Source organism: Providencia sp. PROV175, assembly GCF_032707045.1.
Classification (GTDB): Bacteria; Pseudomonadota; Gammaproteobacteria; order Enterobacterales; family Enterobacteriaceae; genus Providencia; species Providencia hangzhouensis.
The window spans coordinates 1,067,414-1,083,169 of record NZ_CP120533.1 but is presented as its reverse complement, the minus strand read 5'-3'; the positions used below and the strand labels follow the sequence as shown (position 1 = coordinate 1,083,169).

Annotated in this window: 8 protein-coding genes, 2 tRNA genes, 3 rRNA genes, 1 pseudogene and 1 other annotated feature; of the genes and pseudogenes, 2 read left to right on the top strand and 12 right to left on the bottom strand. The window is 43.5% G+C overall.

Annotation, left to right across the window (positions count from 1 at the left end):
* Positions 1 to 9: 9 nt before the first annotated feature.
* The 12 genes and pseudogenes from P3L44_RS04710 to rluD form a co-directional block, all read right to left on the bottom strand.
* Positions 10 to 402 (bottom strand): hypothetical protein, encoded by a 393-nt coding sequence (locus tag P3L44_RS04710; protein WP_094960905.1) that lies wholly within the window; start codon positions 400 to 402, stop codon positions 10 to 12.
* A 13-nt stretch (positions 403 to 415) separates the two neighbouring features.
* Positions 416 to 1,603, bottom strand: coding sequence for an FAD/NAD(P)-binding oxidoreductase (locus tag P3L44_RS04705; protein ID WP_140172978.1), 1,188 nt, complete (start codon positions 1,601 to 1,603; stop codon positions 416 to 418).
* Between the two features lie 216 nt (positions 1,604 to 1,819).
* Positions 1,820 to 2,080 (bottom strand): annotated as a pseudogene (locus P3L44_RS04700) (DUF1287 domain-containing protein); the annotation flags it as partial.
* A 74-nt stretch (positions 2,081 to 2,154) separates the two neighbouring features.
* Positions 2,155 to 2,949: an endonuclease/exonuclease/phosphatase family protein gene (locus P3L44_RS04695; RefSeq protein WP_272662011.1), complete on the bottom strand. Its 795-nt coding sequence runs from the start codon at positions 2,947 to 2,949 to the stop codon at positions 2,155 to 2,157.
* 310 nt (positions 2,950 to 3,259) lie between these two features.
* Positions 3,260 to 3,375, bottom strand: a 5S ribosomal RNA gene (rrf, locus tag P3L44_RS04690).
* Positions 3,376 to 3,523: 148 nt separating this feature from the next.
* Positions 3,524 to 6,720, bottom strand: a 23S ribosomal RNA gene (locus P3L44_RS04685).
* A gap of 325 nt (positions 6,721 to 7,045) precedes the next feature.
* Positions 7,046 to 7,121: transfer RNA gene (locus P3L44_RS04680), tRNA-Ala, on the bottom strand.
* Between the two features lie 138 nt (positions 7,122 to 7,259).
* Positions 7,260 to 7,336 (bottom strand) — tRNA-Ile (locus P3L44_RS04675).
* 65 nt (positions 7,337 to 7,401) lie between these two features.
* Positions 7,402 to 8,940: ribosomal RNA gene (locus P3L44_RS04670) — 16S ribosomal RNA — on the bottom strand.
* The 16S, 23S and 5S rRNA genes sit together here with 2 tRNA genes alongside, the layout of an rRNA operon.
* Before the next feature lie 618 nt (positions 8,941 to 9,558).
* Complete coding sequence (gene clpB, locus P3L44_RS04665; protein ID WP_094962020.1) at positions 9,559 to 12,132, bottom strand: ATP-dependent chaperone ClpB; 2,574 nt, start codon at positions 12,130 to 12,132, stop codon at positions 9,559 to 9,561.
* Positions 12,133 to 12,255: 123 nt separating this feature from the next.
* On the bottom strand, positions 12,256 to 12,990 hold the full coding sequence (gene yfiH / locus P3L44_RS04660) for a purine nucleoside phosphorylase YfiH (RefSeq protein ID WP_004264837.1): 735 nt from the start codon (positions 12,988 to 12,990) through the stop codon (positions 12,256 to 12,258).
* Positions 12,990 to 13,967 (bottom strand): 23S rRNA pseudouridine(1911/1915/1917) synthase RluD, encoded by a 978-nt coding sequence (gene rluD, locus P3L44_RS04655; protein ID WP_272662724.1) that lies wholly within the window; start codon positions 13,965 to 13,967, stop codon positions 12,990 to 12,992. The genes yfiH and rluD overlap by 1 nt, the downstream gene beginning before the upstream one ends.
* Positions 13,968 to 14,104: 137 nt before the next feature.
* Between rluD and bamD the strand changes: the two genes are divergently transcribed.
* Positions 14,105 to 14,836 (top strand): outer membrane protein assembly factor BamD, encoded by a 732-nt coding sequence (gene bamD / locus P3L44_RS04650; protein ID WP_272662740.1) that lies wholly within the window; start codon positions 14,105 to 14,107, stop codon positions 14,834 to 14,836.
* Between the two features lie 315 nt (positions 14,837 to 15,151).
* Positions 15,152 to 15,484 (top strand): ribosome-associated translation inhibitor RaiA, encoded by a 333-nt coding sequence (gene raiA / locus P3L44_RS04645; RefSeq protein ID WP_036958924.1) that lies wholly within the window; start codon positions 15,152 to 15,154, stop codon positions 15,482 to 15,484.
* Positions 15,485 to 15,624: 140 nt separating this feature from the next.
* Positions 15,625 to 15,742: a sequence feature (Phe leader region), on the top strand.
* Positions 15,743 to 15,756 lie beyond the last annotated feature (14 nt).

The following is a 15,756-nucleotide window of genomic DNA, read 5'->3' as shown; positions in this document are numbered from 1 at the left end:
TCCGAAATATTATCCCTCTTGGGGGGAAGACAATCGAGAACCCATTATTTGCAAGGTTCGTAAAACGGTACTAATTCCACGTAATGTATTTGGATCTTTTAATAAAGCATACACAGAACGAAAATTTGGATTTTTACTATTATATATTTCCTCCATTTTAGCCATATTATATGCAGTGCCGAATTCCCAGACTGGCGCTAGAGTATCCTCAAATGAGTTTGCCAGTTTTTCTACCGTGCTATTATCAGTAATGTCAATAAGGTCAGAAATTAGAGAAAGTAAATCAACAATATTATCTAAACGATTCAATTGTAATAGCGGTGCTAATTTGTCTGCGAAATGATCACCCGACTCAGAATTAAGAAGTTCAATTAGTTTACTTTGATTTTCATTATTAGACATTTTGATTTCCTCCTTAAACTAAGCCACGAATAGCAGCCCAATAAATACCTCTATTAAAGCCATTTCTTAGTAATCCCCCTAATTTAGTCGGAGGCGTAGGAATAACATCGTGTTTATAATCGTATTGTAAAGGCATCCCTGCAGTTAATCCCATTTGGGCAACAGCTTGAACTCGCCCATCATAGATAGCTGCGGGATAACCATAAATTAATTCTCCGCAAATATTATCAGCTATAATTGCGGCCTGATTATGACAGCTTCCACCTGCTTTACTGATCGGTAAATCAACGGTATCACCTATAACATAAACGCCATCAACACCATAAACTTGCATAGTTTCATGGTCGGTAGGTAACCAACCTTCACCATTATTATGCTCACTTAATCCGGTATTAATAACTGCCTCAACCGCGGTAATTGGCGGAGTACTGATCAATAAGTCGAAATTTTGCTCATCACCTTCTTTCGAATAAGCTATTTTTTTATCTGGATCAACTTTATCTAAAGTAAACCCTCTCTGAGCTTTAATATTTTTAGCAGTAAATACTTCAGGAATAACTTCACAAACAGGTTGTTGCATGAATAAACAGTTACGCAATAATTGTGAAACTGTTGGATAGGTATAAACGATTTCAATACTATCCCTAACTCGACGTTTACGTAAAAATTCATCAATCATTAATGTTGTTTCCATCGGCGCGATGCCACACTGATGGGGTACATTTGGCGTTTCAGGGAATGATACCGTAATAAAAATTCGACCTTTTTCAATCTTAGCAAGTTGATCTGCTAGCTTTCTCGATGCTTCATATGCATAAAAGTGGTTACCGATATCTTTTAAACCTTCAATTCGCTCAGGTTTAGGTACGCAACCTGTTGCAATCACAAGAAAATCATAGTTATATTTTTTTCCATGCTTAGAGTTTAGCGCTTTATTTTTAAAATCAAAATGCTCTATTTTATCAATGGCTAACTCTATTTCAGGTCTTAGCAATTCTCTTTCAGGGCGACTCAGTTCATCCTTAAAAAATAAATTAAAAGCAACATACATAAATGCAGGTTTATAATAATGGATTGGATTATCAGTAATTAATGTTATTTTTATTTTCTTCGAAAAAATTTCTCTACTCAATTTTCTAGTAAGTGTATTTGCTAGCATCGTCCCACCCGTTCCACCGCCAACAATAACTATATTTTTCATAACATTAGCCACCATTTATATATAATTAAATTCTATACGACATACCACCTACCTGTTATAAATATAGTTCATAGTGAATTAATGCTAATACAATAATTAGAATATAATTTTAAAAACAACAATTAAAACTAATCACTTACATATATAAAATCTCTTGAATAAGTTAATTTTGAAAATTATAAGCCAGGAAATTATATTATATAAAAACCATCTCACTTAATAAGAATAATGTCCAACAATATCCCAACGAAATAAAACATCTTCAGCAACTTGGCCATATCCAATATTGTGCATAACTAAATAACTTTGTGTACTTGGTGACTTTATCGAAGTTACAACATCGATATGTGGCCGACCATTATCTAAACGCCAAGAGACAATATCGCCGGGAATATAATCACTGGCATTCTTTGATATAGGCTTTTTTTTCCCTTTTCGCGAGAAAAAAGCCTCTAAATTAGGTACACGACGATGATTTCAATCTGATATTCCCCATAAAAGTAGTTCATCGAATCTACAATTAAATACGAGGAAAAATAAGGGAGATGATCTTAATTACTTAGAAGCGTAAATTTGGTCATAATAGGGTTATGATCAGAAGCATCTGTCGGTAGTACAGTGCTATCTTTAACGTTCAATCCACGATAAAACACGTAATCCAAAGGACGACCAAAAGCCTTAGTACGGTAATCATCACTAAATACAATTTCTTTCAAGCCTACACTGCGAATAAATCGTTTCAACGCATTCACACGCTGTCTACTCCATGCATTAAAATCACCCGCTAGGATTACTGGCCCTACATGTTTAGCAATATGAACACCTAATTTACTTAGTTGCCGAGTATAAACATCTACTCCAAAACTGAAATTAATTGCATGAACATTCGCTACCATCAAGTGTTTTCCATTTGGTAGGGGATATACCGTAATCAACGCAGATTTAGTTAACCGTAAAAGTGGTTCTTTTTCTCTTAAAGGACAGCAATATATTGGGTGTGAAGCAGCAAGTGTCATCACACCTGCGGGATGAGGAGAAAAAGGTAATGCAGGTACTTGGTCAGCAATTAATTTATGTGATGCAGCAAAAGATATTAGCTCAGGTGACATTTGAGCTTCTTGCAACAAAATAAGTTTTCTATCTTTCACTAACTCATTAAGTGTATATTTCCAATTTGGACGCTGCTGCTTATAAATGTTCCATGTAACCACATCAAGAGTTTCACCCGCAGCAAATAGCGGTAAACCTATTGGAAGTGATTCTCCTAACATATGTACAGGCATGGGCTGAATACGTTTAGCGGGCTCACCTGCAATATACCGAACAGAATAGGTTCTTTTCGCCAAATTTGAAGTCCCTATATCACAGAAAAATAATGAAAATCTTACACTTTTTGATTAGTTACTGTAGGTAGTATATCAAATTTGAGGTGTTATAGCTTATCAAATTTAATGTAACTGCCATCTTAACCCTAGGGTCTTTAAGTTTTTCATTAGCGCTATCTATAAAGGGGTAATGCTCCATGCCTTCTTTTACTACTCCCTTTGAAATGATAAGTATGTTAGGCCCCCCTCCTAATCTCAACACCCACTGTTTTTCTTTTTTTCTCCAAACGCAAAAAAGCCACCCAATGGGTGGCTTTCTCACTAATTTAATGTCTGGCAGTTCCCTACTCTCACATGGGGAGACCCCACACTACCATCGGCGCTACGGCGTTTCACTGCTGAGTTCGGCATGGGGTCAGGTGGGACCACCGCGCTATTGCCGCCAGACAAATTCTGTTTGTTCACGTTTAGCTCAACACACTTTCGGTATTTGCTAAACCTAAACTTCAATCTTGAACAAGCTGCGTGTCCTTCACCTTTCGGCTTCTCACTTCTCGAAAACAACTCCATCTCTCTAAAACACCTTCGGTGTTGTCAGGTTAAGCCTCACGGTTCATTAGTATTGGTTAGCTCAACGTATCGCTACGCTTACACACCCAACCTATCAACGTCTTAGTCTTAAACGTTCCTTTAGGACCCTTAAAGAGTCAGGGAAGACTCATCTCAAGGCAAGTTTCCCGCTTAGATGCTTTCAGCGGTTATCTCTTCCGCACTTAGCTACCGGGCAATGCCATTGGCATGACAACCCGAACACCAGTGGTGCGTCCACTCCGGTCCTCTCGTACTAGGAGCAGCCCCTTTCAATCTTCCAACGCCCACGGCAGATAGGGACCGAACTGTCTCACGACGTTCTAAACCCAGCTCGCGTACCACTTTAAACGGCGAACAGCCGTACCCTTGGGACCTACTTCAGCCCCAGGATGTGATGAGCCGACATCGAGGTGCCAAACACCGCCGTCGATATGAACTCTTGGGCGGTATCAGCCTGTTATCCCCGGAGTACCTTTTATCCGTTGAGCGATGGCCCTTCCATTCAGAACCACCGGATCACTAAGACCTACTTTCGTACCTGCTCGAGCCGTCACTCTCGCAGTCAAGCTGGCTTATGCCTTTGCACTAACCGCATGATGTCCGACCATGCTTAGCCAACCTTCGTGCTCCTCCGTTACTCTTTGGGAGGAGACCGCCCCAGTCAAACTACCCACCAGACACTGTCCGCACCCCAGATAATGGGGCAACGTTAGAACATCAAACATTAAAGGGTGGTATTTCAAGGTTGGCTCCATGCAGACTGGCGTCCACACTTCAAAGCCTCCCACCTATCCTACACATCAAGGCTCAATGTTCAGTGTCAAGCTATAGTAAAGGTTCACGGGGTCTTTCCGTCTTGCCGCGGGTACACTGCATCTTCACAGCGAGTTCAATTTCACTGAGTCTCGGGTGGAGACAGCCTGGCCATCATTACGCCATTCGTGCAGGTCGGAACTTACCCGACAAGGAATTTCGCTACCTTAGGACCGTTATAGTTACGGCCGCCGTTTACTGGGGCTTCGATCAAGAGCTTCTCCTTACGGATAACCCCATCAATTAACCTTCCAGCACCGGGCAGGCGTCACACCGTATACGTCCACTTTCGTGTTTGCACAGTGCTGTGTTTTTAATAAACAGTTGCAGCCAGCTGGTATCTGCGACTGGCTTCAGCTCCATGAGTAAATCACTTCACCTAATGCCAGCGTGCCTTCTCCCGAAGTTACGGCACCATTTTGCCTAGTTCCTTCACCCGAGTTCTCTCAAGCGCCTGAGTATTCTCTACCTGACCACCTGTGTCGGTTTGGGGTACGATTAATGATAATCTAGAGCTTAGAGGCTTTTCCTGGAAGCGGGGCATGAGCTACTTCATCACCGTAGTGACTCGTCATCGGACCTCAGCATGTAGTGAACCGGATTTGCCTAATTCACCTGCCTACATCCTTAAACCGGGACAACCGTCGCCCGGATAGCCTAGCCTTCTCCGTCCCCCCATCGCAATTATCACCAGTACGGGAATATTAACCCGTTTCCCATCGACTACGCATTTCTGCCTCGCCTTAGGGGTCGACTCACCCTGCCCCGATTAACGTTGGACAGGAACCCTTGGTCTTCCGGCGTGCGGGTTTTTCACCCGCATTATCGTTACTTATGTCAGCATTCGCACTTCTGATACCTCCAGCATGCCTCACAGCACACCTTCACAGGCTTACAGAACGCTCCCCTACCCAACGAACGTATCCTTAAACTGACTGCCTGACGTTTCCGCCTCGACTTTGTTGGACGCATTGACGTCGCTTCGCTCCGTCAATCGTTTTGATACATTTGAGTATCACTTAATCAGTTTAAGTGATACGTTCGCTGCCGCAGCTTCGGTGCATAGTTTAGCCCCGTTACATCTTCCGCGCAGGCCGACTCGACCAGTGAGCTATTACGCTTTCTTTAAATGATGGCTGCTTCTAAGCCAACATCCTGGCTGTCTGAGCCTTCCCACTTCGTTTCCCACTTAACTATGACTTTGGGACCTTAGCTGGCGGTCTGGGTTGTTTCCCTCTTCACGACGAACGTTAGCACCCGCCGTGTGTCTCCCGTGATAACATTCTTCGGTATTCGTAGTTTGCATCGAGTTGGTAAGTCGGGATGACCCCCTAGTCGAAACAGTGCTCTACCCCCGAAGATGAGTTCACGAGGCGCTACCTAAATAGCTTTCGGGGAGAACCAGCTATCTCCCGGTTTGATTGGCCTTTCACCCCCAGCCACAAGTCATCCGCTAATTTTTCAACATTAGTCGGTTCGGTCCTCCAGTTAGTGTTACCCAACCTTCAACCTGCCCATGGCTAGATCACCGGGTTTCGGGTCTATACCCTGCAACTCATTCGCCCAGTTAAGACTCGGTTTCCCTACGGCTCCCCTATTCGGTTAACCTTGCTACAGAATATAAGTCGCTGACCCATTATACAAAAGGTACGCAGTCACCCCATCCTCAAATGTCCCGCTTGGCTTTGCGGCCAATCTTGCCCGATTTTTTAACTTCCGCTGCTCATGGACTTCGATGTCCACTGCGCTGCGGCTTGAAAAAATCAGCCAATCTTGTTGGCAAATCCTGCGCTGTTATTGTGATGGTTTTACACCCTCACTCAATTGCCGAGGCACTTGAGTGATGGGGCTCCCACTGCTTGTACGTACACGGTTTCAGGTTCTATTTCACTCCCCTCGCCGGGGTTCTTTTCGCCTTTCCCTCACGGTACTGGTTCACTATCGGTCAATCAGGAGTATTTAGCCTTGGAGGATGGTCCCCCCATATTCAGACAGGATAACACGTGTCCCGCCCTACTCGTCGAGTTCACAACACTAACACCTTCGGATACGGGGCTATCACCCTTTACTGCCGGACTTTCCAGACCGTTCTCCTGATGCTAATGCTGATTAAGACTCTGGGCTGCTCCCCGTTCGCTCGCCGCTACTAGGGGAATCTCGGTTGATTTCTTTTCCTCGGGGTACTGAGATGTTTCAGTTCCCCCGGTTCGCTTCGTTTGACTATGTATTCATCAAACGATAGTGCAACGAATTGCACTGGGTTTCCCCATTCGGAAATCGTCGGTTGTAACGGTTCATATCACCTTACCGACGCTTATCGCAGATTAGCACGTCCTTCATCGCCTCTGATTGCCTAGGCATCCACCGTGTACGCTTAGTCGCTTAACCTCACAACCCGAAATTGTTTCAACGTTCACCTTACTGTCATGGCTGTGCGTGCATTCCTTCTTTGTTGGGCAGTGCTCGCAATGCTCACATACTTATGTATGTTGCGCTTGCTGTGCGCTGGCCGCCGCGAAGGACTGACTGCTCGCTCATGCCACTCGCTAAAGTGACCGAAAATTTCAGGTCTGAAATTTTGAGAGACTCTCACATTGTTTAAGCGATAAACAATGTGCGTTGTTTTCAATTTTCAGCTTGTTCCAGATTGTTAAAGAGCATAATTATTCGCAATAGACTATTACTAATCTATTCTGAATAATCAGAAAAATTATGGTGGAGCTAAGCGGGATCGAACCGCTGACCTCCTGCGTGCAAGGCAGGCGCTCTCCCAGCTGAGCTATAGCCCCATAAAGGTATTTTCGGTATCAATGAATCTCTTTATAAGATTTTCTTATTCGGAGGTCTTTTTTCTTAGGCAAGGCGTGGATTAGCGAAGTTTACTTTTGGGTAAACGAGCTGAGCCATAACGCAGCATAAGAGAAAAGTGGTAGGCCTGAGTGGACTTGAACCACCGACCTCACCCTTATCAGGGGTGCGCTCTAACCACCTGAGCTACAAGCCTATCGATACCGCTACTCTATTTCATCAGACAATCTGTGTGAGCACTTCACAAAAACACTTCAATGGTAAGGAGGTGATCCAACCGCAGGTTCCCCTACGGTTACCTTGTTACGACTTCACCCCAGTCATGAATCACAAAGTGGTAAGCGCCCTCCCGAAGGTTAAGCTACCTACTTCTTTTGCAACCCACTCCCATGGTGTGACGGGCGGTGTGTACAAGGCCCGGGAACGTATTCACCGTAGCATTCTGATCTACGATTACTAGCGATTCCGACTTCATGGAGTCGAGTTGCAGACTCCAATCCGGACTACGACGTACTTTATGAGTTCCGCTTGCTCTCGCGAGGTCGCTTCTCTTTGTATACGCCATTGTAGCACGTGTGTAGCCCTACTCGTAAGGGCCATGATGACTTGACGTCATCCCCACCTTCCTCCGGTTTATCACCGGCAGTCTCCTTTGAGTTCCCGACCGAGTCGCTGGCAACAAAGGATAAGGGTTGCGCTCGTTGCGGGACTTAACCCAACATTTCACAACACGAGCTGACGACAGCCATGCAGCACCTGTCTCAGAGTTCCCGAAGGCACTAAAGCATCTCTGCTTAAGTTCAATCTGGATGTCAAGATTGTAGGTTTCTTCGCGTTGCATCGAATTAAACCACATGCTCCACCGCTTGTGCGGGCCCCCGTCAATTCATTTGAGTTTTAACCTTGCGGCCGTACTCCCCAGGCGGTCGATTTAACGCGTTAGCTCCGAAAGCCACTCCTCTAGGGAACAACCTTCAAATCGACATCGTTTACAGCGTGGACTACCAGGGTATCTAATCCTGTTTGCTCCCACGCTTTCGCACCTGAGCGTCAGTCTTTGTCCAGGGGGCCGCCTTCGCCACCGGTATTCCTCCACATCTCTACGCATTTCACCGCTACACATGGAATTCTACCCCCCTCTACAAGACTCTAGCTGACCAGTCTTAGATGCCATTCCCAGGTTAAGCCCGGGGATTTCACATCTAACTTAATCAACCGCCTGCGTGCGCTTTACGCCCAGTAATTCCGATTAACGCTTGCACCCTCCGTATTACCGCGGCTGCTGGCACGGAGTTAGCCGGTGCTTCTTCTGTCGGTAACGTCAATCGTTGATGATATTAGCATCAACGCCTTCTCCCGACTGAAAGTACTTTACAACCCTAGGGCCTTCTTCATACACGCGGCATGGCTGCATCAGGCTTGCGCCCATTGTGCAATATTCCCCACTGCTGCCTCCCGTAGGAGTCTGGGCCGTGTCTCAGTCCCAGTGTGGCTGATCATCCTCTCAGACCAGCTAGGGATCGTCGCCTAGGTGAGCCATTACCTCACCTACTAGCTAATCCCATATGGGTTCATCCGATAGCGCAAGGACCGAAGTTCCCCTGCTTTGCTCCTTAGAGATTATGCGGTATTAGCTACCGTTTCCAGTAGTTATCCCCCTCTATCGGGCAGATCCCCATACATTACTCACCCGTCCGCCGCTCGTCAGCGAGAAGCAAGCTTCCCCTGTTACCGCTCGACTTGCATGTGTTAGGCCTGCCGCCAGCGTTCAATCTGAGCCATGATCAAACTCTTCAATTAAAAAGCTTGATGCTCAAAGAATGTCTTACTGACCGTAACGTTCTTTTGTTCGGCTAACTTTGTCGACTTCGCATCGCTTCCCCTCGCCGTACCTAAGTACTGTCTCGGGTTATCTTTGCTCGCCTTCGCGTTATCCTTCCAAAATAAGCGTTACTACCTTATTTCATATATATGAATTAACGTGTTAGTCACTCTTCAAGACTTAAAATCAAATATTTTTTGATAGTGTCCTGTGAGTGCCCACACAGATTGTCTGATAAATTGTTAAAGAGCGTTGCAGCTTTTCTTTATGAAAACCAACCTTTCGGTCGTTGCTGCGAGGAGGCGTATATTACGTTTTCCTCCGTGAGAGTCAAGCTATTTTTTGCTTTTTCTTTTCAGAATCTCTCGCTGCCGTTTCAGTGTTCATCGCGCTTTGCGTTGTCTTGTTCCCGGTCAGTGGTGGCGCATTATAGGGAGTCAGAAAAATCTGGCAAGTGTTTTTTTGAAAAAAAATCTCAAGTGGTGATATTTTATACTTTACGCCCAATTATCAAGCAAAAAAAGTGATTTTATACGTAATTTGATATAAAAAAGGTGGCTAACAATAGCCACCTTTTGATTTTACAATAATATCAATTACTGTTTAGCAACGATTTCGTCATTTTCTACATCTAAAACGACAGGTTTACCTGGTAATAACTTACCTGACAAGATTTCTTGTGCCAGAGGGTTCTCAATTTCCTGCTGAATTGCGCGTTTCAATGGCCTTGCTCCGAAGATTGGGTCAAAACCAGCCTCCCCAATTTTCTCCAGTGCAGCAGGTGTCGCACTAACTTCATAACCGTGCTCTTCAAGACGTTTATATAAACGAGCCAATTGAATATTGGCAATATTCGTAATTTGCTCTTTACCTAATGGATGGAATACAACAACTTCATCTATACGGTTAATAAATTCAGGTCTGAAACTATGGGATACCACTTCCATCACCATATCTTTCATTTCTGAGTAACCAATCATGCCAAATCTTTCTTGGATTAAGTCAGAACCCAAGTTAGATGTCATGATAATCACCGTATTACGGAAGTCTACTGTTCTACCTTGTCCATCCGTTAAACGCCCGTCATCAAGCACTTGTAATAAAATGTTGAAAACATCAGGGTGTGCTTTTTCAACTTCATCCAATAAAATGACTGAATATGGACGACGTCTAACCGCTTCAGTTAAATACCCACCTTCTTCGTAACCGACATACCCTGGAGGTGCACCCACTAAACGTGATACCGCATGTTTTTCCATAAATTCAGACATATCGATACGAACCATTGCATCATCGCTATCAAACATGAAATTTGCTAACGCTTTACACAATTCAGTTTTACCTACCCCTGTTGGCCCTAAGAACATAAACGAGCCAATTGGGCGGTTCGGGTCTGATAACCCTGCACGACTACGACGAATTGCATTCGATACTGCAACTACCGCTTCATCTTGTCCAATAACACGCTGATGGAGTTGCTGTTCCATACGTAACAGCTTTTCTCTTTCACTTTCTAGCATTCGAGATACAGGGATGCCAGTCCAACGAGCTAAGATTTCAGCAATTTCGACATCTGTTACTTTATTACGTAACAGTTTCATGCTTTTGCCTTCAGCTTTGGTTGCCGCTTCAAGCTGTTTCTCTAATTCTGGAATTTTACCGTATTGCAATTCGGACATTTTTGCCAAATCACCCATACGGCGTGCTTTTTCCATCTCGATACGTGTATTTTCAAGTTCAGCTTTAATATGCTGAGTACCTGTTAATGATGCTTTTTCAGCTTTCCATTCTTCTTCTAACGCAGAGTACTCACGTTCTTTCTCTGCGAGCTCTTCTTCTAACATCTCAAGACGTTTTTTACTTGCATCATCCGATTCTTTTTTCAGCGCTTGCTGTTCAAGTTTGAGCTGAATAATACGGCGTTCCAGCCTATCTAAGGATTCAGGTTTCGAATCCATTTGCATACGTAAACTTGCACCCGCTTCATCAATTAAATCAATCGCTTTATCGGGTAACATACGGTCAGTAATATAGCGATGCGATAACGTTGCCGCTGCCACAATCGCAGGGTCAGTTATTTGCACGTGGTGATGCAGTTCATAACGTTCTTTTAAACCACGTAAAATAGCAATTGTGTCTTCAACGGATGGCTCAGCCACATACACTTTTTGGAAACGACGCTCTAATGCAGGGTCTTTCTCAATGTATTGGCGATACTCATCCAATGTGGTAGCGCCAACACAGTGTAATTCACCGCGAGCCAACGCAGGTTTTAACATGTTACCCGCATCCATCGCACCATCTGCTTTACCTGCACCAACCATGGTGTGTAATTCATCAATAAACAGAATGACGTTACCTTCCTGTTTGGCAAGATCATTTAGAACAGCTTTCAGACGCTCTTCAAACTCACCACGATATTTCGCACCCGCAATCAGCGCCCCCATATCAAGGGATAATACACGTTTGTTTTTTAACCCTTCTGGAATTTCACCATTAACAATACGTTGTGCTAACCCTTCAACAATTGCTGTTTTACCTACACCTGGTTCACCAATCAGCACAGGGTTATTTTTAGTACGACGTTGCAGTACTTGAATGGTCCGACGTATTTCTTCATCTCGACCAATTACTGGGTCTAATTTGCCTTGCTCTGCACGTTCAGTTAAATCAACCGTATATTTTTTCAAGGCTTGACGCTGGTCTTCAGCGCTTTGGTCATTCACTTTTTCTCCACCACGCATCTGTTCTATTGCCTTTTTTAAATTATCTTTATTAACACCTGCTGCTTTGAGCATGTCTGCTAATGTCGTATTGGCTTCTAAAGCGGCGACAAGAAATAATTCTGAGGAGATAAATTCATCTCCGTGCTTTTGTGCCAACTGATCACATAAATTCAAATGACGCATTAAGTCACTTGATGGTTGAACATCTCCCGCAACACCTTGCACTTGAGGTAAACGCCCTAATGCATCTTCGACTTTTTGCTGGAATTGTACGGCATTCACGCCTAACGTCGTCAGCAATGGACGAACTGTGCCACCCTCTTGATTAAACAGGGCACTTAATAGATGAATAGGTTCAATAAACTGGTTTTCGCGCCCAAGGGCTAGTGATTGGGCGTCAGCGAGAGCTTGCTGGAATTTATTAGTTAAACGGTCCAGACGCATAACACCTCCAATAAATGAGATTAAATTTGCTACTGGATACTAGATGAGGTCAGTTTTTAAATATTCAAGTTTTGCAAGGAATTATTTTTGATATATCCGTTAATTTAGAACAAAACCCCAATACTAGGTATTTATCCATATCAATGAAGCCATCCTGCCGGTTTTTCCTTCCCTTCGATAGGAAAAAAATCTGTTTTCATCTGTTACTGTACAAAAATCACCACCATAGACCTTCGTTACGCCAGCAGCCCGTAGTTTTTTACGTGCTAATAAATAAATGTCAGCGAGATATTTATCATTATAAGGAACAAAAGCAGAGGCTAAATCAGATGATTGATTAACAAAAGCCTCTTTGACTTCCTTACCGACTTCAAATTTCTCAGCACCAATAGCGGGGCCAAGCCAAGCGATAATTTCATTTGCAGGGCTAATAAATTGATTGATTGTATTTTCAAGAACCCCATGACATAGCCCGCGCCACCCTGCGTGGGCTGCTGCCACTTCCGTTCCTGCTTGATTAGTCAATAACACAGGCAAGCAATCCGCAGTCATAATGGCACAAACTTGGCCAACCTGATTACTGTACACGGCGTCCGCTTGCCTATTATGAATTTTATCACCAACAAGCTGAAGCACATCCGTTCCATGAACTTGCTCAAGCCAAACTGGTTGTTGTGGTAGCTGAGCAAGCGCCTCAAGGCGTTGACGATTTTCACTGACGGCATTGGGTATATCCCCAACATGATCACCTAGATTCAAGCTATCAAAAGGTGGCAGGCTCACACCACCCACTCGAGTTGTACTACAGCTAGCTATGTTTTTAGGTTGCGGCCAATCAGGGAAAATCAATGTATTCATTACCAGTCCATATCGTCTTTATGCAGTTCAGTGTCTGCTTTTAGAGCTTCTATAAGCTTAACCATATCATCAGGTAACGGTGCATGCCACTCCATTTGAATACCTGAGATTGGGTGATATAAGCGTAACATGGTGGCATGCAGTGCTTGCCTATCAAAATTACGCATGACCTCTAAAAATTCTTCGGTCGCCCCTTTTAGTGGGCGCGGGCGGCCACCGTATAAAGGATCACCAATTAATGGATGATTGATATGGGCCATATGAACACGAATTTGGTGAGTTCTTCCCGTCTCCAGACGTAAACGTAAACGAGTATGGGCTCTAAAGTGTTCCATCACACGATAATGCGTTACAGCGGGTTTGCCCATTGGGTGCACAGCCATATGGGTTCGTTTAGTTGGATGACGAGAGATAGGTTCTTCTACCATGCCACCCGCTGTCATACGGCCGACCGCAACCGCTTCATATTCACGCGTAATTTCTCTACGTTGCAATGCTTCTACAAGGTGTGTTTGAGCTGGAACTGTTTTTGCGACAACCATTAAGCCTGTCGTGTCTTTATCTAAACGATGAACAATACCTGCTCTCGGCACATCAGCAATTTCAGGATAACGATATAACAACGCATTAAGAATTGTACCGTCTGGATTTCCTGCTCCAGGGTGGACAACTAAATCACGCGGTTTATTAATAATTAGGATATCTTCATCTTCATAAATCACATTAAGTGGGATATCTTGTGGTTCCCAGCGATTCTCTTCTTCAATGAGGGCGTCGATTAAAATTTGTTCGCTGCCAAAAACTTTTTCTTTTGGCTTATTGATAACTTTGCCATTAACCTGCACTCTATCAGCTAAAATCCATTCTTTTATGCGAGAACGTGAATAATCAGGGAACAATTCGGCCAAAGCCTGATCTAAACGTTGACCAAGCTGTGATTCAGCGATAGTTGCACTAAGTTGTACTTGTTGAGCCATAAATTAATCTACTTTTTGGTGTTTGTATTTTGACGGCAGTGCCGTTTCATTTAAAATATATGCTATTGTAACTCGAATTTTGCCGGGAGCCTTATGGATAGACTCCCTCGAAACACTCAGAGGATAACCTACACGTGATGATACGTATGAAAAATCTGGTGGCTGCAGCCACGTTGAGCCTGATTTTAGTCGGCTGTTCCAGCACTCCTGAAGTCAGCCCTGATAGCCCCCCTGCTGAAATATATGCAACGGGTCAGCAAAAATTACAGGACGGCAATTTTAAAGCAGCGATTAAACAATTTGAAGCGCTTGATAACCGTTATCCATTTGGTCCATATGCTCAGCAGGTTCAATTAGACCTGATTTATGCATATTATAAATCAGCAGAGCTGCCAATGGCGATAGCCGCAATTGACCGTTTCATGCGTTTGAACCCAACTCATCCAAATATTGATTATGTCCTCTATATGCGAGGCTTAACCGCGATGGCTCTGGATGATAGCTTATTGCAAGGCCTCTTTGGTATTGACCGCTCAGACAGAGACCCACAGCATGCACGAGTTGCATTCAAAGATTTCAGTCAGTTAGTTCGCTACTATCCTAACAGCTTATACTCCAATGATGCGAGTAAGCGATTAGTCTTCTTAAAAGACCGCTTAGCGAAATTCGACCTTTCTGTTGTCGAATACTACAACAAACGCGGTGCTTATGTCGCGGTTGTTAATCGTGTTCAACAAATGCTAAAAGACTACCCAGACACAGAAGCAACACGTAATGCCTTAGCATACATGGAAATTGCTTATAATGAGATGGGGCTAAACCAAGAAGCGAATAAAGTTGCGAGTATTATTGCTGCAAACCCACAATAATATCATCGTGCGATCTAAAACAGCAGCCATGGCTGCTGTTTTTCTTTGCTAGCGGCGATTTAGTTGCTTGCTCATTTAGGGTACTAATTTTAACCCAAAAAAAGTTCCGGCTATTTACCGTTCCCCTAGCCAACTCAATCAGTGTCCCTTAATCCATTCATTTTGGCAATGCTTTTTCGCCCCTTTTTTATGTGAAATCACACTTCAGATAGCTGTTACTCTTCCCCTGAATGAGATGTGATCTACATCAATTTTTTCTTAGCAAGAACGGGTATTCTGAAACCAACAAAGACGGAAACAATGAGAGGTAACTATATGATAGTGAACATTACTAGCAAACAAATGGACATTACCCCAGCGATTCGTGAGCACATTGAGAGCCGTCTAACAAAACTCGATAAGTGGCAAGTATCTCTAATAAATACGCATGTCGTATTATCAAAAGAGCCACAAGGTTTTATGGTTGATGCCAACATAAAAACAGCGACAGGAAAATTGGTCGCAAGTGCCAAGCATGAAGATATGTACGTTGCAATTAATGAACTAATTAACAAACTCGAAAGACAACTTAATAAAGTGCAACATAAAGGAGAATCAAGAAGAGCATATAATAGTGTAAAAGAAGCGAATAATACTGTTACGTTATAATTTTATATTATCTATCAACTAATCTTGAACCTTATAAACGCGCTCACCATGGGCGCGTTTTTTTATGTTTATGATCCTTACCTATTGACTTCTTAGTGAGTATCGGGTTTATTTAAATTGAATCTGACTAAAGGTGTTCATATGAATCTTAATTTTGTTTTCTTTTTCTTCTTTAGCAACTCCTAATTGGGGGCTTTTGTCGTTCGAGAAAGAAAAGAAGACAAAATTAGAAAGCCCCCTCTAGGGGGCTTTTTTTATATCATGATATTAAC